General features: G+C 34.8%; 20 protein-coding genes and 1 pseudogene. 5 read left to right on the top strand and 16 right to left on the bottom strand.

What is annotated here, in order from left to right:
• The first annotated feature begins 55 nt into the window (after positions 1 to 55).
• Both dltC and dltD read left to right on the top strand, forming a co-directional pair.
• Positions 56 to 295 carry a D-alanine--poly(phosphoribitol) ligase subunit DltC gene (gene dltC, locus ABH959_RS21925; RefSeq protein ID WP_002011622.1) on the top strand — a complete coding sequence of 80 codons (240 nt, stop codon included), beginning with the start codon at positions 56 to 58 and terminating at the stop codon, positions 293 to 295.
• Positions 292 to 1,467, top strand: coding sequence for a D-alanyl-lipoteichoic acid biosynthesis protein DltD (gene dltD, locus ABH959_RS21920; RefSeq protein WP_002086769.1), 1,176 nt, complete (start codon positions 292 to 294; stop codon positions 1,465 to 1,467). The genes dltC and dltD overlap by 4 nt, the downstream gene beginning before the upstream one ends.
• 17 nt (positions 1,468 to 1,484) lie before the next feature.
• On the opposite strand, the gene ABH959_RS21915 is transcribed toward dltD, so the two are convergent.
• Positions 1,485 to 2,621: an NAD(P)H-dependent flavin oxidoreductase gene (locus tag ABH959_RS21915; RefSeq protein WP_002140949.1), complete on the bottom strand. Its 1,137-nt coding sequence runs from the start codon at positions 2,619 to 2,621 to the stop codon at positions 1,485 to 1,487.
• Between the two features lie 73 nt (positions 2,622 to 2,694).
• On the opposite strand from ABH959_RS21915, the gene ABH959_RS21910 reads away from it, so the two are divergent.
• Positions 2,695 to 3,615: a S66 peptidase family protein gene (locus tag ABH959_RS21910; RefSeq protein WP_002011617.1), complete on the top strand. Its 921-nt coding sequence runs from the start codon at positions 2,695 to 2,697 to the stop codon at positions 3,613 to 3,615.
• Positions 3,616 to 3,642: 27 nt separating this feature from the next.
• Here ABH959_RS21910 and ABH959_RS21905 read toward each other — a convergent pair whose 3' ends face one another.
• The 3 genes and pseudogenes from ABH959_RS21905 to ABH959_RS21895 form a co-directional block, all read right to left on the bottom strand.
• Positions 3,643 to 4,041, bottom strand: coding sequence for an SseB family protein (locus ABH959_RS21905; RefSeq protein WP_002135134.1), 399 nt, complete (start codon positions 4,039 to 4,041; stop codon positions 3,643 to 3,645).
• 63 nt (positions 4,042 to 4,104) lie between these two features.
• Positions 4,105 to 4,672, bottom strand: a pseudogene (locus tag ABH959_RS21900) (cysteine hydrolase family protein).
• 13 nt (positions 4,673 to 4,685) lie between these two features.
• On the bottom strand, positions 4,686 to 5,099 hold the full coding sequence (locus ABH959_RS21895; protein WP_170935223.1) for a carboxymuconolactone decarboxylase family protein: 414 nt from the start codon (positions 5,097 to 5,099) through the stop codon (positions 4,686 to 4,688).
• Positions 5,100 to 5,222: 123 nt separating this feature from the next.
• Between ABH959_RS21895 and ABH959_RS21890 the strand changes: the two genes are divergently transcribed.
• Positions 5,223 to 5,675, top strand: coding sequence for an Lrp/AsnC family transcriptional regulator (locus tag ABH959_RS21890; protein ID WP_002011610.1), 453 nt, complete (start codon positions 5,223 to 5,225; stop codon positions 5,673 to 5,675).
• 100 nt (positions 5,676 to 5,775) lie between these two features.
• The gene (locus ABH959_RS21885; RefSeq protein ID WP_000707108.1) at positions 5,776 to 5,958 is read left to right on the top strand and encodes a DUF3913 family protein; all 183 of its coding nucleotides are present in this window, start codon (positions 5,776 to 5,778) and stop codon (positions 5,956 to 5,958) included.
• Between the two features lie 29 nt (positions 5,959 to 5,987).
• On the opposite strand, the gene ABH959_RS21880 is transcribed toward ABH959_RS21885, so the two are convergent.
• The 12 genes from ABH959_RS21880 to ABH959_RS21825 all read right to left on the bottom strand — a co-directional run bounded on the left by ABH959_RS21880 (position 5,988) and on the right by ABH959_RS21825 (position 18,453).
• A complete protein-coding gene (locus ABH959_RS21880; protein WP_404457299.1) occupies positions 5,988 to 7,001 on the bottom strand; it encodes a CPBP family glutamic-type intramembrane protease in 1,014 nt (337 codons plus the stop codon).
• A gap of 313 nt (positions 7,002 to 7,314) precedes the next feature.
• Complete coding sequence (locus ABH959_RS21875; protein WP_088038202.1) at positions 7,315 to 8,091, bottom strand: ABC transporter permease; 777 nt, start codon at positions 8,089 to 8,091, stop codon at positions 7,315 to 7,317.
• Positions 8,091 to 8,993, bottom strand: coding sequence for an ABC transporter ATP-binding protein (locus tag ABH959_RS21870; protein WP_002030591.1), 903 nt, complete (start codon positions 8,991 to 8,993; stop codon positions 8,091 to 8,093). The genes ABH959_RS21875 and ABH959_RS21870 overlap by 1 nt, the downstream gene beginning before the upstream one ends.
• A 14-nt stretch (positions 8,994 to 9,007) precedes the next feature.
• On the bottom strand, positions 9,008 to 9,790 hold the full coding sequence (locus tag ABH959_RS21865; protein ID WP_088038200.1) for an ABC transporter permease: 783 nt from the start codon (positions 9,788 to 9,790) through the stop codon (positions 9,008 to 9,010).
• Positions 9,787 to 10,485: an ABC transporter ATP-binding protein gene (locus tag ABH959_RS21860; protein ID WP_088038198.1), complete on the bottom strand. Its 699-nt coding sequence runs from the start codon at positions 10,483 to 10,485 to the stop codon at positions 9,787 to 9,789. Before ABH959_RS21860 ends, ABH959_RS21865 begins: the two co-directional genes overlap by 4 nt.
• The gene (locus ABH959_RS21855; RefSeq protein ID WP_201055843.1) at positions 10,482 to 10,862 is read right to left on the bottom strand and encodes a GntR family transcriptional regulator; all 381 of its coding nucleotides are present in this window, start codon (positions 10,860 to 10,862) and stop codon (positions 10,482 to 10,484) included. The genes ABH959_RS21860 and ABH959_RS21855 overlap by 4 nt, the downstream gene beginning before the upstream one ends.
• 193 nt (positions 10,863 to 11,055) lie before the next feature.
• The gene (locus ABH959_RS21850) at positions 11,056 to 12,429 is read right to left on the bottom strand and encodes a putrescine aminotransferase (RefSeq protein ID WP_061675927.1); all 1,374 of its coding nucleotides are present in this window, start codon (positions 12,427 to 12,429) and stop codon (positions 11,056 to 11,058) included.
• A complete protein-coding gene (locus ABH959_RS21845; RefSeq protein WP_201055840.1) occupies positions 12,430 to 13,923 on the bottom strand; it encodes an aldehyde dehydrogenase family protein in 1,494 nt (497 codons plus the stop codon).
• Between the two features lie 390 nt (positions 13,924 to 14,313).
• Positions 14,314 to 16,443 (bottom strand): sigma 54-interacting transcriptional regulator, encoded by a 2,130-nt coding sequence (locus ABH959_RS21840; RefSeq protein ID WP_113936985.1) that lies wholly within the window; start codon positions 16,441 to 16,443, stop codon positions 14,314 to 14,316.
• A 144-nt stretch (positions 16,444 to 16,587) separates the two neighbouring features.
• The gene (locus ABH959_RS21835) at positions 16,588 to 16,836 is read right to left on the bottom strand and encodes a biotin/lipoyl attachment domain-containing protein (protein WP_002011502.1); all 249 of its coding nucleotides are present in this window, start codon (positions 16,834 to 16,836) and stop codon (positions 16,588 to 16,590) included.
• A 27-nt stretch (positions 16,837 to 16,863) separates the two neighbouring features.
• On the bottom strand, positions 16,864 to 17,154 hold the full coding sequence (locus ABH959_RS21830; protein ID WP_000762559.1) for an SAV0927 family protein: 291 nt from the start codon (positions 17,152 to 17,154) through the stop codon (positions 16,864 to 16,866).
• Between the two features lie 18 nt (positions 17,155 to 17,172).
• Positions 17,173 to 18,453 (bottom strand): Glu/Leu/Phe/Val family dehydrogenase, encoded by a 1,281-nt coding sequence (locus tag ABH959_RS21825; RefSeq protein WP_113936984.1) that lies wholly within the window; start codon positions 18,451 to 18,453, stop codon positions 17,173 to 17,175.
• Positions 18,454 to 18,479 lie beyond the last annotated feature (26 nt).

Below are 18,479 nucleotides of genomic sequence, written 5' to 3'. Positions count from 1 at the left end.
TACTATTAAGAAGTTGCACATATAATATATTTCGGATATAAAGGAGATTTTAAAAATGGCAGAATTCAAAGAGCAAGTATTAGATATTTTAGAAGAAGTATGTGAAAACGATATTGTGAAAGAAAACTTAGATGTTCAATTATTTGAAGAAGGTATTCTTGATTCTTTCGCTGTAGTATCTTTATTAGTAGAATTCCAAGAGCGTTTAGAGATTGAAGTTTCTATTTCTGATTTTGACCGCGATGAGTGGGCTACACCAAATATGGTTATTAAAAAGTTGGAAGAAATCCGATGAACAAAGTAAAATTTGGTCCGATGCTTTTAGCATTGGCCCTTTTTGCTGTATTCTTACTTATTCCAACGCGCTTCCTACTTCCACTTTTAAGTGATGAGAAAGTAGAACAAGCTGCGACTTCTTTAAAAGAAGAAAAGATTCAAAGTATGATTTTACAGCAAAAGATGTTAGCAGACCCGAAATATCTTCCGATGTACGGTTCATCGGAATTCGCACGTATGGATGCTTTCCATCCATCGAATTATTTCAAAGTAAAGCCTGAAGGATTCACACCATTCCTACTTGGGCGCGGTGGAACACAAGACCTTGTACATGTATTAAACTTCGCATCTACAATGGATCAATTGAAAGATAAGAAAATGATATTCGTTCTTTCTCCGCAATGGTTTGTACCACAAGGTATTGATGAGACACACTTTGCACCTAACTTTTCAAAACAACAAGGTTACCACTTCATTTTCAACGATGATTTAAAACCTGAAATGAAAAAACAAATTGCAAAACGCTTATTAAACTTTGAGATTGTTAAAAAAGAAACTTTATTAAAAATTTCGCTTGAAGGTATCGCCTACGATGATACAAAGTATAAAGTAAAAGCACTTGCTGCTAAACCTTTCGCTTATATTTATCGTAACATTCTAGATCGTAAAGATTTATTTACAGTTATGTTTAATATTAAGCCGCATAAAGAACAGCTTGATCCATCATTGAAACAAATGAACTGGGAAGAAGCTCGTAAGCATGCTGATCAAACAGGTGCAGTAGAATCAAGCTCTAACGAATATGGCATCGAAGATGATTACTTCAATAGCAAAATTAAGAAGAAATTAAAACAACGTGAAGGTTACTTAAAAAATGATGCTTATGACCAATCACCAGAATATGAAGATTTACAAATTGTACTTGATTTATTAAAACAATCTGGCGCAAAACCGCTCTTCATTTCTGTTCCTGTAAAAGGTCCTTGGTATGATTACGCTGGCTTCCCGAAAGAAAAACGCGAATTATACTACAATAAAGTTCATGAGCAAATTAAGCAAGCTGGCTATCCAATTGCTGATTTCTCAAATCATGAATATGATAAGTACTTCTTAAAAGATCATATGCACTTAGGTTGGAAAGGCTGGGTTTACATCGACGAAGCTATCCAACAATTTTATAAAGCAAACTAACGAAAAGACCGCTTGAATTATTCAAGTGGTCTTTTTTTATATACATCTTGTAATTGTTCAATTACGTTCTCTGCTTCTTTCATGACACGTTTCACTACGTGCTGAGCTGATTCCGTTCGTGCTAATGATGATGCTTGTCCCGCCCAAAGCGACATATACTCTTCCTTATTTTGCTTCGCTGCTTCTTGACGTATTTTTGAAGTTAATACGTTTTGCACTGGATACATCGGTAAATTCTCTTCTCTTCCTTCATGTTTCTCTATAAATTCATTACGAATACCCCGTGCATATTTCCCGGAAAACGCACGGGTTACCGTTGTACTCGTATCTGTACTATGTAAAATCGCCTCTTTATACACGTCATGCGTAATACTTTCTTCACTCGTTAAAAAGGCTGATCCCATTTGAACAGCCTCTGCCCCTAACGCAAATGCCGCAACAAGCCCTTGCCCATTCATTACACCACCTGCTGCAACAATCGGGATATGAGGTACTTCCGCTACTAATTGCGGGATTAATGCAAATGTACCAATCATCGCATCTTGTTCTTTCCCAATAAACGTTCCTCTATGCCCTCCTGCCTCGCTACCTTGCCCGACAATAATATCTACCCCTAACTTAGCAAGTGCTTTCGCTTCCGCTACATGGGTAGCTGTTCCGATAACTTTTATCCCTTCCTTTTTCAAATCATCTATTTCTTCTTTTTCTAACGTTTGAAATGCAAAACTAACGACTGGTACCTTTTCCTCTAATAATACTTGTAATTGTTCTTTATAGCTTTTTGGAAGTTTTAAAGTCTTTTCTTCCTCTATACCTAATTCTCTATTCACTCCACTAAGTAATACTTTCGCCTCGTTTACCTTCTCTTCTTCTATCTGTATCTCTTTCGTTAAAAGTAAATTAACACCGAAAGGCTTATTTGTTAGTTCCCTTATTTTATAAATCGCTTCACGGATTTGTTCTGGACTCATATACCCTGCTCCAAGCGTACCTAATCCTCCGCTATTACTCACAGCTGCAACAAGTTCTGACGTTGTAATCGCTCCTGCCATACCTGCTTGAATAATCGGATACTTAATTTGTAATATATCTATTACTCGACTTGTAAACATCATTTTCCCTCCTACTTTCCCTATACCTTCTTTATATGACATGCTTTCCCCTTCTTTTACAAGGATTGAACTTTCGCTCAAGCGAATATATTGAAAGAGAAGGAGGCTGAGAACAATGATTTATCCAAATGCGTTGCAAAAAGGTGATACAGTAATGGTTATTGCACCGTCTGGCCCACCAACACTTGAGAATATATTAAAAGGTGTGAACGTATTACAAGAGATGGGATTATCCGTAATAATTGGAAAGAGTGTTTATGAAAAATATGGATATTTAGCTGGAAGTGATCAAGTTCGTCTTGATGATATACATGAAGCATTTACAAATACTGAGGTCAAAGCAGTCTTTTGTGCACGAGGTGGTTACGGCAGTGCTCGTCTCCTCCCTTACATTCAATATGAAATCATTCAACGGAATCCAAAGATTTTTTGGGGATATAGCGATATTACGGCTTTACATACTGCCTTTTCACGTTATGCGGAGCTGGTTACTTTTCATGGTCCAATGATTGAAGAATTAGGAAAAGGTATAGATTCTCTCTCCTTATCTTCTTTCAATCAACTATTCCATCCGTATTCATCTATCTTATATGCATCAGAATGTATCGTACCTACCTCTCCATGTACAGTTACAGGCACATTAGTTGGAGGGAATTTAACTGTGTTAACAAGTATAATTGGCTCGCCCTATGAAATAAATACATCAAATAAACTTTTATTGCTTGAAGATATTGGTGAAGAACCGTACCGCATTGACCGGATGTTAAATCAACTACTTTTATCTGGACAGTTTAATGAATGCAGCGGCGTTATTTTTACAAGTTGTCACGACTGCAACCCTTCTAAGCCATCTCAATCATTGCAAACAATATTATATGAATATTTCACGCCATATAATATACCTGTGTTATTCGGTTTACCGATTGGACATATAAGTCCAAATATCGGTATTCCCCTCGGAGCTACAGCAACAATAAATACAACTAACAAAACTGTTTCTATTTCTTCTGGTATAGCCACTCCATGTTCAAATTAAAAAGGAAAAGCTGCTAAGCTTTTCCTTTTACTTATAATAATTAAAAATCCGTCCAGATGAGATATCTGAAATCTCTTCTGGAATAAATGTTTTACTTATATCAGTACCAACATTTAATACAGCTGTTGCATCCTTCTCAATGCCACCAAATAATTCTTTTCCACGTATCGTAATAAGGGGCGTACCTTCTGGCAACACATCTTTTACAAATTTCAATTGTGTAAAGAACGGAACGATCCATCTACCCTCTCCTTGGAAATGACGCAAACGAAGTGTTCCTTCCGTTGCCCCGTCTTCTGCTTCAAGTGAACCAGCAACATAAAACTCCGTTGATAAGAGCAATTCATAAAATTCCTTTTGCTTTTGTTTATCCTCTCCTGCTAAAACGAGTACTTTTTCTATTTTCTTTACTGAAATTTGCTCCATATGATGCCACCCCTATTTTCAAAATGATTATACTTAGATTATACGAAATATTCTTATTTTTTTCTACATAATTCCACAATTATTTTCTTGAAATAATTTTAAAACACCTTCAATCGTAACGATTTTGGCAAATTCATCATGTAAGTTTACAAGTGTCATATTGTGAATGTCCTCTGCACTATACTCTGTCCCGTCCAGACCTTTACGATTGAATGTAGCCGTCGCATCGCTCACTAAATACGTTGTAACCTGCCATCCGTGTTGTAGTCTCCACACAATGATTTGTTGTTAATCCTACAATCACTACCGTATTACATTTTTGTTGTCCTAATTGTTCTTCCAAATTTGTCCCAATGAACGCGCTATTAACGGATTTCTGGATAATTATTTCATCTGGCATTGGTTGCACTTCTTCTTTAAAGTTTACCGTTTCCGCATGTTGATAAAACATCGATTGAACATTTTCTTTATTTACATGTTGAATATGAAAAACTGGTAGTTTTCTTTTTCTCCATTCTTCTAACAAACTTTTCATATTTTCTTCCGCCAAAAGGTTATTCCTCACGCCCCAGTATGGTAAGTTAAATGCTTCCTGTACATCAATGATTATAAGTGCTGCTTGATTCAGCATAATATCCTCCTAATTAATTGGGCTGTAATTGAAACAGAAAACCAAGTTGCTGCGAAGCAGTAATAAAACAAATATAGGCACAAAGCTCTACAATTTCTTTTTCAGTCCAATATTGTTTTAATATATGAAACATATTATCATCTATCGCCTTTTGGTCATGAACAAATGCATGTGCAAAAGTAACGGCTACGCTAATTTCTTCTATTTTTTGTATATCATCCGGCTTTCCCTTTGCCATACAGTACGGACATTCATTCCCAAACGCTAATGTTCTTCTTACTTGCTCCTTTAACTCTACGGAAAGGGCCCCTGTACTATACAGTGTATTCTCTAACGTACTCCACGAATTTAATATATCTGGATTATGACCTAATAATTTTTGAAACTTTGTATCTCCTACATTTGATAATGTAATTCTCTCCATCATTTCCCCTCCTATTTCCTTCTTTTTTATTGTAAAATAAATAAAGTTCACTTTACATTTCATATGAATCTTAATTTTTAATTTTTCTTTACAAAAATTATCATTTTACTGGAGGTATATTTACAAATGCAATTAGACCGTGTTGATCGAAAAATTTTAAATGAATTATATAATGATAGCCGCCTTTCGATGCGTGAATTAGCAAAACGAGTAAACTTATCGGCTCCGTCTACTACAGAACGTGTACGTAAACTTGAAAGTGAAGGGATTATTCAAAAATACACAATCGATATCAATTATAAAAAAGCAGGACTTGTTTTAGATTGTATTTTAGAAATCACTTTAAAAAATGGTGATACAACACGTATGCAACAGTTTATTCAGTCTTATCCATCTGCAAGTTTTTGTTACCGAGTAACAGGAAGCTTGTGCTACATTGTAAAAATCTCTGTTCCTTCACTCGTTGAACTTGAAGAATTTATCAATGATGTTTCTTCATATGCAACGACAGTTTCTCATATCGTATTATCAGAAGTAGCTCTTACTCCGGACATTGAACATATATTCCCAGAAGATTAATTCATCTTTATTCACAAAAAGAGTAAAAACCCCTTACATTAAGAATAAAAATGATATATCATGTATTAAAATACATAAAGTTCGAGAAAGGGGCTTTACATTGAAAATCTGGTTTTATGAAAAAACGGCACAATTAGATGACTTGCTTGGTATTTGGGACAATGTTCCGACCATCCCTCGAATTGGTGAAAAAGTTGAACTTCTAAAAACCGTTCGGATCGTTACAGATATTAAATATGTAAAGAACGGTAATAATTTTCGTGTAGAGATTATTACAAATTAAAAAGTAGCTCTTTAGGAGCTACTTTTTAATTATCTATTATGCGCTTTCTTTATAACAATTTTATCTTCTTCTACAGAAACTGTTACATAATCATTTTCTTCTAACCGAAGCTTATTTACAGCTTCATCAGGTAATTCTACAGCCATCAATCTATCTGTTACTATCACTTGGCTATATATTTCATTTTCTTCTGATGTATTCACTACTTTTTCTTCATTTATGAAACGAATCGGTGGCACACCAACTTCTTTTACTGTACGCCACTGGTTCCAAGTAAAAGGAATGAACCATAATAAACCGATAATCACAAGACCAATGCCGATCCATAAATTACTTTGTGCTTGTAATTCAGTAATCGAGATTGCGTCACTTCCATCTCCACCTACAAATTGCATACTCGTTGCAATCAAATTATTTAGAGCATGCACAGCAATATTCGTCCATATATTTTTTGTCTTTATGTATAGAAGGCACATAATAACACCGAACATGAAAGCACCGATAACATCAAAGTGTCCTAGTCCAAAAATAAGAGAGGATATAATAACCGCTCGTTTAATCCCCCATTTGTAAGCCATTCGCTGCAAGAAAAAACCTCTAAAAATAACCTCTTCCATTATTGGGGCTAATACACATGCTGAAATGAAAGTAAATACCGTCATGTATATGTTACTCGTATTAATTACATTTCCATCTTCTAACATGGTAACTAAGAAATCAGGTAAAGTATGTGCTAAAATATAAAATTGAATTTGGGATATACCGACTGCAAAAACCATTCCCATGATCGTTGCTAATACAATTAACCCCCAATGTAAACGTCCAGGCTTATCAAAAAAGCTTTTAAAAACAACATTATTTTTACTTGTTTTTAAATATAGCCACAATAGTGGAAATGCAAAAAATATTGATATTTGTGACAGCAACTCTATCGTATTGTCAGAAGCACCTGATAAACTTAATGGAATCATCGTCAGGAACATCCCTATAATCATCCATCCAAAAAAACTACGTAGCCTTATACGTGAAAATGCATGTTGCATATGGAACACCTCCAGAGATGATATAAAGTGAAACTTTATTCAGTATTTTATGGGTAGCCCTTCTCCACAAATGGCCGGATAACTAAATTATAATATGAATATAGTTGAAAATCTTCCTATTTTTCTCACTTTATTCCGAATAATATACGTATTAAATTACATAATAACAATCCTATTTGATATACCATATCAATGTTCTTCAACTTAGTTACAATTATGTTCCTAAGTAAATATGTATCTGCCACACTTAAAAGCTACATAAATCAAAAAAGCTGGTTAATAAAAATCCCCGTTAACACGGGGATTTTTTCTACTATAATACGTCACGTTTTTGGAATAATACACTTGATGCTACAAGTAATACAGCAAAATATGCAACCACAAGTAATAATGAAGTTGTAAACGTAAATTCTGTAAATGGTGGTTCTACTCCGCCACTTACTAATTTATTACTGTCGTAAACACTTAAATTTAAATGGAAAAACACCACAAATTTCGCTACACCTTTTGCAAACATCATTAGTACCATATTAATTGGTCCTTGTAAGAAAAATAGGAACATCGTAATAATTAATGGTAATACAGAATTTCTAAATACATTAGCTAAGCAAAATGAAAGAGTTGCAAAGAAGAACGGTGAAAGTACTTGATATAAAATGGACTTCATTACGATTCCTAACGTTACTCCTGTTTTACTACCATCCATTACAATCCCGCCAATAATCATTGCGATTAACGTGCTAGCAAATATGATAAATAATATAGTAAGTAACACTGTAATATATTTAGAGAACAAAACTGTAATTCGTTTTCTCGGACGGATTAATAACTGCTTAATTGTACCTTTTTGGAACTCATCAGTAATTGTACGAGACGCAATCGTAATTCCAAAAATTGTTGCAAATAAGGTAATTAAACCAATCTCTGAACTTACAAAATCTAAATATGATCCTTTAAACTCATTTCCTCCTCCCCATTTCAGCATCGCTAAAACTCCCAAAATCTCCAATGCTGCAATTACACCTATTAAAATGTACATACCTTTTTTCGCATGTAACTTTAAAAATTCATTTTGAATTAATTTAAACATTACGCTTTCACTCCCCCTGTAATCGCTAAGAACTCATCCTCTAACGTTTTATTTTGAACAGTAACACCGTATACGAGTACATCAGCATTCACTAACTGTTTTACAATTTGCGGAATCTCTTCTTTCATTACAGATGCCACAGCTACATTTCCTTGTACTTTACCTTTAATAATTTCGTTCGCTTTTTGAACTTGATCTACTTCAAATGCAACTACAACTGTTTCATCATGCTTCGCTTGTTCATGTAAGTTATACTCTTGTACAAACTCACCTTGCTTTATAATAACTACACGATCACACATTAATTCAATTTCACTTAATAAATGACTTGATACAATGACTGCAATATTTTCTTCTTTCGCTAATCGTTGTAAATAATCACGAATTTGGCGAATACCAGCTGGATCTAATCCATTTGTCGGTTCATCTAAAATTAAGATTTTCGGCTGATGAAGTAACGCCTGCGCAATTCCTAAACGCTGTTTCATACCAAGTGAGTATGTTTTCACCTTTTTATGAATCGCATGCTCTAATTCAACAAGCTTTACAATTTCAGCGATGCGCTCTTTACTAATTGGGGTAATCGCCATGTTCGCAAAATGCTTTAAATTTTGCATTCCAGTCATATAATCATATAGCTCGGGATTTTCTACAATCGCTCCAATTTGCTCTAGCGCCTTTTCACGCTCTGTGCGAATACTATGACCACAAATTGTAATATCGCCTTCTGTCATAGAAATAAGACCTGTCATCATACGAATTGTCGTTGTCTTACCGCTACCGTTCGGTCCAAGGAATCCGTATACCTCTCCTTCTCGAACCTCAAATGATAAGCCCCGAATAATTTCTGTTCTACCGATTTTTTTTCGGACATTTTCTAATTTCACTACTACATTTCCCAATGATGATTCCTCCTTTAAACTTCTAGTTTTTTGTCGATAATATAAGCGATTAAATAAACGATTAAAATACTAGCAATTAGCATAAAACTTATATTAAGAGCATTAAACCCATTATTATTAAACATATCTATAAGCAGATTTCCGCTTTCACTCTTATATTCATCTCTCCGCAACCATTGGAAAGTTGGGATTAATTTTCCTAACAATACGGAGACTAAAGTAAAGGCTATATTTATTACTAAAGAAATAATTACTATCAGTATATTTTGTGCCTTTTTCTTTTTAGTCAGCAATTTAACTAAAGTAACTACTAATAAAATTTGTAACACCGCAAATAAAAACTCAAATAAATCACTCATTGTATATATTAAATTATTAATAATGCCTGCTTGCAAAATCTCTTTTGCATCTATATATACATACGTCGTAGGAAATGCTAATACATAACCTACGTAGAAAAGAATCCCAACTATTCCATACCACATAGCCATCACAATATAAAAGAAGATAAGCATAGAAAACACATATTGTTTCCCAGATAGTGCTGTAAGACGTAACATTGGATTAGTCAGTAAGCGTGAATATGATTTCATTGTTTGTATAAACATATAAATGGCATAAAAAATAAATATAATCATAATGATTCCAAATATGCCCTCTTGTCTATCGATAGCCGCATCACTCTTCCTTACAATCATTTGTGAAAACAAAACAGCTTCAATTAGCACAAAAAGTAAAAAAGCGACAATGTATCTTTTCTTATTCACATTCCACAAATAGGACAATATTGACTTCACTTACTAAACACCTCCTTAAACAATTCATGAACTGCTTTTCCTCTCTGAAAACGAAGTTCTTCTACATTTTCATACAATACAATTTCTCCATCTTTTAAAAAGATTACCTCATCAAAAATATTTTCAACTTCATTTATTAAATGAGTTGAGATTAGTATGGTACAATCTTCTCTATAAAATTGTAGAATGAGATCTAATACGTGTTTTCTAGAAACAAGATCAATCCCGCCAAGTGGTTCATCTAGTACATATAACTTCGCTTTTCGAGAAAATGTTAAAATAATTTGAAGCTTTTCAATCATCCCTTTTGATAATGCTATAATTTTTTCTTCTAACGGTATTTTAAATTCTGCAATCGTATCTACTGCTCTTTGAATATCAAAGTCTTTATAAAAATCTCGATAGAAAAATAGGGCATCTTTTACAGTCATCCAATCATCAAAGACTGGCTTATCAGACATAAATGAAACGATTTCTTTCGTCTCTAACCCTACTTTTTTACCGTTAATTACTATGCTGCCTTCAGAAGGATGCTGCAATCCTGCAATCATTTTTAATAACGTCGTTTTCCCGCTTCCGTTATCTCCAACAAGCCCAACGATTTTTCCTTCTGTAATCTCTATGTTTAACTCACGGATCACTGCTTTTAATCCGTACCGCTTCCATAGATTTTCTATTTTTAATAACTCTGTCATTCGCTCTCCTCCCTTTTCTCATGTAATGAAGAACGAAGGATTGTAAGAATTTCTTCTTCTGAAAAACCTAAATTGTCCATTCCATCTATAAAAGAATGAAGTAATTCTTTCGCCATATCTTTTCGCAGCTCCATAATCTTCTCCCCTTCATTCGTTACATATCGTCCCATTCCTCTACGTGTTACTACAACTCCATCCCGCTCTAACTCTTGAAATGTACGTTGAATCGTATTTGGATTTACTTGTAATTCACTCGCTAATTCACGTACAGAGGGAATTTTATCACCAGGCGATAAATGACCCGTTACAATTTCTTTCTTTATGTATTCCATTACTTGAATGTAAATTGGTGTATTTGGAGAAAACTCGATTTTCATTTCTCCCCTCCTGTCTTAGTGTGTTAGTTAAATAGTACACTAAGACAAATTACATGTAAATACTTAAAACAAAAAATGTAATAAAAAGGCAGTGTAACTTTTCGTTACACTGCCTTCCTGTAATACAATATAAGTAAATCTATTCTAATTATAGTTTCAATCGTTTGAATTCACATATAATCTTATGCGAAATTTATTTTACTTTTACTTGAGTTAGCACAGATTTAAACGTATTAATAACTGTATCTACTTCTTCATAGCTAATTGTAAGGGATGGTTCAATACGAATTGTTTTTGAATTAATTAATGTTCCCGCAACAAGAATACCTTGATCAAACATCGCCTTTGACACTTCATAACCAATCTCGTCTTTATGGAATTCAATCCCAATCATTAAACCTTGACCACGGATTTCAAAGATTTTATCTTCATGTCCTTCTGCTGCTTGTTTCAATCCATTTAAGAAATACTCCCCAACTTCCATCGCTCGTTCCGGTAATTTCTCTTCCAATAATACATGAATTGTTGCAATTGCAGCAGCGCATGCAAGAGGATTCCCGCCAAACGTTGTTGTGTGCATAAATGGATTTTCAAACCAACTTTTGAATACTGTTTCTTTCGCAACAATAGCTCCCGCTGGCATTACACCTCCACCAAACGCCTTCGCAAGACAAATAATATCCGGCACGACATCATATAATTCTGCAGCAAACATTTTTCCTGTACGTCCCATTCCAGTTTGTACTTCATCAAAGATAAGGAGTGATCCAAACTCATCACAAAGCTCTCGTACTTGTTTCAAATAATTTTCTGGAGGTAAAATAATACCGCCCTCTCCTTGAATTGGTTCTAAAATAACTGCTGCAACATCTTCTCCCACTAATGCACATGTCTCAAATGTTTTTCTCATCATATCAATATCGCCAAACGGAACATGACGGAAACCCGGAATTAATGGTAAAAATGGCTTACGGAACATTCCTTTTGCCGTCCCAGATAAAGCACCAAGGCTCTTACCATGGAAAGCACGCGTTGTAGCAATGAAAGTTGTTCGTTCACTATACATTTTTGCTAGTTTTAATGCTGCCTCTACGCTTTCTGTTCCACTATTTGTGAAGAAGGCGTATTTCAAATCACCAGGTGTAATATCCGCTAAAATCTTTGCAAGCATTGCTCGAAGTGGATCCAGTAAATCCTGACTGTGTAATGCTTGACGTTTTAATTGATCTGTCACAGCTTTTACCACTTTCGGATTACGGTGACCAACATTATAAATTCCAAATCCACCTAAACAGTCAATATATCTTTTACCGTTAATATCCATGAAACAAGATCCTTCATCTGACCACTCTACTGCTGCAAATTGTCCATCTTTTGTTACTGTTTTTCTATAAGCAAGAAAACCAGGGTTTACATGCTCTCTAAATCCGTCTACTGTTTCTTTTTGAATCCAGTTTGCCTCTTCTTCAGTAACCTTTTCTTTTTCAATTAACTGTAGTACTTTCGTAATATACTCATTTACATTTGACTCTTTCTCATTCAATTTATTTTTCACGTTCGTTTCCATCTAATTCACTCCTACATTTTTTTTATTTGCAAACCAACCTATTGGCTCTACTTCTAGATTTATATTAATCTGCTTAATTTCTTGAAATTCTTCTAACCCAAACGTCCCTAGACTACGACCTATACCACTTTGCTTATATCCGCCCCAAGGTGCCTCATTGTATGTTGGATGATAACTATTAATCCACGTAATTCCTGCGCGAAGTTTGCGAATCACACGCATTGCTTTTGCACCATCAACTGTAAATACTCCTCCAGCCAAACCATAGTCTGTACCGTTTGCCAACTCAATTGCTTCCTGTTCGTCTTTAAACTTTTGAATTACTACAACAGGACCGAAGATTTCTTCCTGGACAATACGCATATCAGGTTTTACATTGACAAAGACTGTTGGTTCAATAAAGAAACCATCACCTTTTCCATCCTCCATTATTCGTCTACCTCCGCAAGCAACGTTTGCACCTTCGTCTTTCCCGATTTCAATGTAACGCAATACTTTTTCCATATGTTCTTGACTTACAAGTGGCCCCATTTCTGATTCTGGATTATCACCAGGCCCAACGTTAATTTGCTGTGCTCGCTCTACAAAACTATTAACAAATTTATCATAAATATTTTCTTCGACAAGGATTCTTGATCCTGCTGAACATACTTGTCCGCTACCTGCATAAATACCGAATAGAGCATAATCAATAGCGGTCTCAAAATCTGCATCTGCAAAAATAATATTTGGAGATTTCCCTCCAAGTTCTAACGAAATCTTTTTCATATTATCTGCCGCTGTTCTCATAATGTGCTTACCTGTTTTTGTTCCACCTGTAAAGGAAATCATGTCCACTTTATTACTCGCTGCAATTTCATTTCCTACTATTGGACCGGCCCCCATTACCATATTGGCAACACCTTTTGGTAGCCCTACTTTTTCAATGATTTCGAATAGTTTTGTTGCAGTGATTGGTGTCACTTCAGAAGGTTTAAACACAATGGTATTTCCAGCTGCTAAAGCAGGTGCAATTTTCCATACACTCATCAATAGCGGATAATTCCATGGAACAATTAATCCACAAACACCAACTGGCTCTCTTACAACCATCGCTTGCATCGGATCGGCTACATGATATGTTTGACCATCTGGCTTTGTAATCAATCCGGCATAATAGCGAAAACAAGCCGCTGCATCTCCAATATCTCCTTCTGCCTCACGGTACGTTTTTCCATTATCCATTGTTTCAAGGTATACTAATTCTTCCATATTTTTATCAATTTCATCTGCTATTTTAAATAAATATGATGCCCTTTCAGCAGTGGATGTTGCTGACCAAATTCCGCTATCGAAAGCCGTTCTTGCCACTTCTATCGCGTATTTTGCATCCTCAATCGTTCCCTCAGGTGCATATGCTATACCCTTGCCATTCGCAGGGTTAATAATCGTTCTTTTTTCTTGATCACTAGAGTCTCTCCATTCACCGTTTACATACATTTTTAAATCTAGCACTATATTGAATCCCCCTTCATCGATCGTTTATATATTTATATGCAATTTCCATGCCAATATTTAAAATTCAAAAGAATCATACATAAAGTGAAACTTTAATTAGCCCTCACCAATCGGGCATTTACGGACAGCAGGGCTTCCACCTAACTTCTTTGCTCCACCTGAATTTTGAGGTGGGAGTTTTACTGCCCACAAATAGCGGGATAAACTGACTATTTTCTTAAAAACAACAAACATTTTATGCATTTCCGCATACACTATTCCATTTTGCATAAAGTGAAACTTTAATCATTTCCGCTACCGCCTTCACCACTCGGGACTTGAATCCCAGAGAATATGTACATGCTGAGCACACACAAAAAGGAGAAGTCTATGTGACCTTCTCCTTTTTTAGGAATATGAGATGATATCAGCCGCTATCTCTTTTTCACTAACAATCTTTTGATATTTGCGACTCACTGAAGATTGGCTGATTCCAAGAGCTTTTGCAGCCTTAGTCGTTGTTTTGTACTGCTTCATTGCAAGTAAAATCAATTGTTCTTCTACAGAATGTAGTGCTTCTTGTAATGGTAATACTCTTGTAATAACTGGTTTTGATTTTTTAAAGTCATAACCAGTTGTTAAAAACTTACTAACAAACTCCGCTTCAATTACTGGATCGTCTGCTGATACTACTAAACGTTCAATCATATTTTGTAATTCACGTACATTTCCTGGCCATGAGTAAAACTCTAGTAAGCTAAGCGCATCTGGAGTTAAATGATAATTTTTATTATATTTTTCATTTAACTGTTGTAAGAAATGAAAGGCAAGTACCGGAACATCTTCCATTCGCTCTCGTAGAGAAGGAACTCGCAGTGGAATTACATTTAGCCGATAAAATAAATCTTCACGGAATGTTCCAGATTCGACCATCTTTTCAAGGCTCTTATTTGTAGCAGCAATAATTTGTACATTTATTTTCATAGGTGTTGTACTTCCAATAGGAATTACTTCTTGTTCCTGCAGGACTCTAAGCAATTTTACTTGCAAATGTAAAGGCATTTCTCCAATTTCATCTAAAAATAAAATACCTTGATCCGCCCGCTTAAAATATCCTTCTTTTCCATTTTTATCGGCTCCTGTAAAAGCACCTTTCGTATAACCAAATAGTTCACTTTCTAGCAAAGTTTCTGGAATTGCACCACAATTTAATTTTAAAAATGGCTTTGAAGATCGGTTTCCAAGTTGATGAATTGCCTGAGCAATTACTTCTTTTCCGACGCCAGATTCTCCAGAAATAAGAACATTGGAAGAAAAATCTGCTATTTTTTTAGCTTGGTTAATAATTTGCTCCATTTTCGGACTACAGTAGATAAGCTTCTTAAGAAAACGATCTTTATTTTTAAAGTCATCTAACTCCTTCTTATATTGCTCTGATATCTTCTTTATTTCATGTAATTCCGTCTTCAATCTCGTTGCTTCGGTAATATCCCTGGAGGCAATAATAATACGATGAAGCTCTCCGTTTTCATTAAATACAGGGTTTCCAACTGCTAATATTTTTCTTCCGCTTTTTGTTTCTTGTACAACTGATACCTTTTTTTGTTTTTCCAACACTAATCGCGTAACCGATGGACTAAATAATCCTTTCTTTTCTAGGTCTAAAAGATTTTTTCCTAACAAGTCCTTCAAATTACTCCCCCAAAAATCATTGATAACAGTTTCACTATAACGAATTAATTCCCCTTTATGATTAACAACTAATATTTCATCATAAATGCTAGACAAAATTGCATGTAAATCTTTATTTAAATCCTTTATATATTCAATTTCCATCGCCATGTCCTCGACCATCGGCAAATCTTGCACAATAATAACCATTCCTTCAATACTTTGATCAAAGTTTGGAATTGGACTATAGTCAACTAATACACCCATCTCATTTGTGATTTGTAATTGATTCAAGATCGTTTTTCCCGTTGTAAATACGTTATTAATGTGCTCTTCGTTAAAAATCAGTTTTGCTGGTACATTCATAACTTTTTCAGGAGTCGATTTAATCATCTTCAAACCAGACTCATTGCAATTTACAATTTTCTTTTCACGATCTACTACAAAAATCCCCATTGGAATAGACGTTAAAATAATTTTTAATATATCAACACTCTGATTTTCTTGTTTAAATAGTTCTGCAAAAACATCCTCTCTTCTTATATATCCTGTTAGCTCATCCACTTCATTTTTTACTATGGCAATCGGCGCTCCAATAATTTGAAAAAGAGCTGTTAAAGAAATATCTTTACTAAGATGACATATTGTATCTAGTGAAACAGCATTTGAAAGTAATAGCTTAGAAGTTAATTCCTTACTATTTGATAGCAGATCCTTCACATGAACGTATGCAAATAATTTCTCTCCTCTTTTTAAAAATAGAAACGATTCTTTTATATTTTTAACATCTATATTCCATTCCTTTTCAGATTGATCGATAGGTAGAGAAACTATGGGTCTAATTTTTGTATGAGCGATGGAAAACATTCTGCTATTCCTCCTTTGAACTATTTAATTTGTATTGTATCATTAAAAACAGATTTTTTTAATTAATCTGAAAATAAAACATTTCTTTCTTTATTTAATAAAAAAAGGAAGATGAGTGCCTCCATCTTCCTCATAGTTCTATCATTAATCACTACCACTAACGAAAAGATCTTCTTGAATATAAGCTAATACCATACCTGGAATTACTTTATCTCCCGCTTCTACTTCTAAAGATTGAACTTCTCCACTACATCCCATCTTAATTACTTCCAGTTTACCATTCATATCTTTAATAGCGAATAATGGCTCCCATTCATAAATTCGAGAATCCTTATCGATAGACACTTTTTCAATTATTCCATAACACGGACTCGTAATAATATCATAATACATAATCAATCATCCCTTTCTTTTATTCTATTAATATTGTTCTTCTAACCTTTGTGACTGAAGAATCATATAGAAAAAGCTTTGAAACTCTTCTATGTCCTCTACCTCAATGCCTAACCTTGTTGCCCAATATTGTTCCTCTCCAATATCTTCTTGGCTTAATAAAACCATTCTCCCATTTTGAATTGAGGTAACCATTGCTTTTCCAAGAAACTGTTGCGAATACGTAACAGCTATATCGTAACGATGACTATTCGACACAATACAGTAATAACCGATTTGTTGTCTCTCCACTTCTTCTAATAAAATATCCAGTTTCATTTTAGCCCTCCCTTTAGGTTAAAAATGCAACCAACCTCTTAGACGCGATGCTTCTACAATCTTGCGAACCCCTTCCATATAAGCAGCAATTTTCATATTTACTCCAAAGCGTTTAGAAGTATCAAGTACGTTAGAAAAACTAGATGTAATTTTCTCCTTTAAACATTGATCAACATATTGCTCTGTCCAGTAATATCCTTGGTTATTTTGACACCATTCAAAATATGAAACAATCACGCCACCAGAGTTTGCTAAAATATCTGGAACAACCAAAATTCCTTTTTCTTCTAACATGGTTATCGCCTCTTTTGTTGTTGGTCCATTTGCAGCCTCAATGATAATCTTACATCCAAGCTTTCCTGCATTATGTTTTGTAATGACTCCTCCAATTGCCGCCGGAATGAGTACATCACATTCTTTTTCTAACAACTCCTGATTAGAAATTATTTTACTAAAGAGATTCGATACTACACCGAAAGAATCTCTGTTTTCTAGTAAATAAGGAACATCTAGACCGTCTGGATTATAAATTCCTCCTATAGCATCTGATACCCCGACTACTTTCACACCAATATCATATAAATATTTTGCCAAATAACCTCCAACATTCCCAAACCCTTGAATAATAACTCGCATATTTTGTAGCGGAATTTGTTTTAACTCACTTACTAACTGAAGTGTATACAATACACCTTTAGAAGTTGCTGTTTCCCGCCCTTGTGATCCTCCTAGCATTAATGGCTTCCCGGTTATAAAGCCTGGAGAGTCAAACTCCCTGATATGGTCATATTCATCTAGCATCCAAGCCATAATTTGCGCATTTGTATACATATCAGGTGCTGGAATATCTTTCGTCGGCCCCACAATTTGACTTACTGCTCTTACATACCCACGACTCAGTAACTCTAGTTCTCTAAAACTCAACTCCTGTGGATTACAAATAATCCCGCCCTTTGCGCCTCCATATGGCAGTCCTGTCACTCCACATTTCAAGCTCATCCAGCCAGCAAGTGCTTTTACTTCTTCTGCCGTAACATCTGGATGAAATCTAATACCACCTTTTGTTGGCCCTGCTGCGTCGTTATGCTGAGCGCGATACCCTTGAAATACCTTTGTTGTTCCATCATCCATTCGAACAGGAATGCTTACTTCTAAAAAACGCATCGGTTTTTTCAGAAATTCGAATACTTCGTCTGGATAACTTAAAAAATGAAGCGCCTCTTTTAATATAGCTTGAAATTCCTCTAAAGGATTTTCAACTTCAACTGTATTTGTATGTTTTTCTGATTGAATCGGCACGATAACACCCCTCTTTATATTTTTAC

Origin of the sequence: Bacillus sp. RC51, assembly GCF_044908115.1 — a bacterium.
Lineage (GTDB): Bacteria > Bacillota > Bacilli > Bacillales > Bacillaceae_G > Bacillus_A > Bacillus_A mycoides.
Note: the sequence above shows the minus strand (reverse complement) of the source record. Positions and strands in the feature narration are given on the sequence as shown.

Excerpts from the sequence above, each read along its gene's own strand:
- dltC (WP_002011622.1), top strand. The coding sequence starts at position 56 with ATGGCAGAATTCAAAGAGCAAGTATTAGATATTTTAGAAGAAGTATGT.
- dltD (WP_002086769.1), top strand. The coding sequence starts at position 292 with ATGAACAAAGTAAAATTTGGTCCGATGCTTTTAGCATTGGCCCTTTTT.
- ABH959_RS21915 (WP_002140949.1), bottom strand. The coding sequence starts at position 2,621 with ATGTCATATAAAGAAGGTATAGGGAAAGTAGGAGGGAAAATGATGTTT.
- ABH959_RS21910 (WP_002011617.1), top strand. The coding sequence starts at position 2,695 with ATGATTTATCCAAATGCGTTGCAAAAAGGTGATACAGTAATGGTTATT.
- ABH959_RS21905 (WP_002135134.1), bottom strand. The coding sequence starts at position 4,041 with ATGGAGCAAATTTCAGTAAAGAAAATAGAAAAAGTACTCGTTTTAGCA.
- ABH959_RS21895 (WP_170935223.1), bottom strand. The coding sequence starts at position 5,099 with ATGATGGAGAGAATTACATTATCAAATGTAGGAGATACAAAGTTTCAA.
- ABH959_RS21890 (WP_002011610.1), top strand. The coding sequence starts at position 5,223 with ATGCAATTAGACCGTGTTGATCGAAAAATTTTAAATGAATTATATAAT.
- ABH959_RS21880 (WP_404457299.1), bottom strand. The coding sequence starts at position 7,001 with ATGCAACATGCATTTTCACGTATAAGGCTACGTAGTTTTTTTGGATGG.
- ABH959_RS21875 (WP_088038202.1), bottom strand. The coding sequence starts at position 8,091 with ATGTTTAAATTAATTCAAAATGAATTTTTAAAGTTACATGCGAAAAAA.
- ABH959_RS21860 (WP_088038198.1), bottom strand. The coding sequence starts at position 10,485 with ATGACAGAGTTATTAAAAATAGAAAATCTATGGAAGCGGTACGGATTA.
- ABH959_RS21855 (WP_201055843.1), bottom strand. The coding sequence starts at position 10,862 with ATGAAAATCGAGTTTTCTCCAAATACACCAATTTACATTCAAGTAATG.
- ABH959_RS21850 (WP_061675927.1), bottom strand. The coding sequence starts at position 12,429 with ATGGAAACGAACGTGAAAAATAAATTGAATGAGAAAGAGTCAAATGTA.
- ABH959_RS21840 (WP_113936985.1), bottom strand. The coding sequence starts at position 16,443 with ATGTTTTCCATCGCTCATACAAAAATTAGACCCATAGTTTCTCTACCT.
- ABH959_RS21835 (WP_002011502.1), bottom strand. The coding sequence starts at position 16,836 with ATGTATTATGATATTATTACGAGTCCGTGTTATGGAATAATTGAAAAA.
- ABH959_RS21830 (WP_000762559.1), bottom strand. The coding sequence starts at position 17,154 with ATGAAACTGGATATTTTATTAGAAGAAGTGGAGAGACAACAAATCGGT.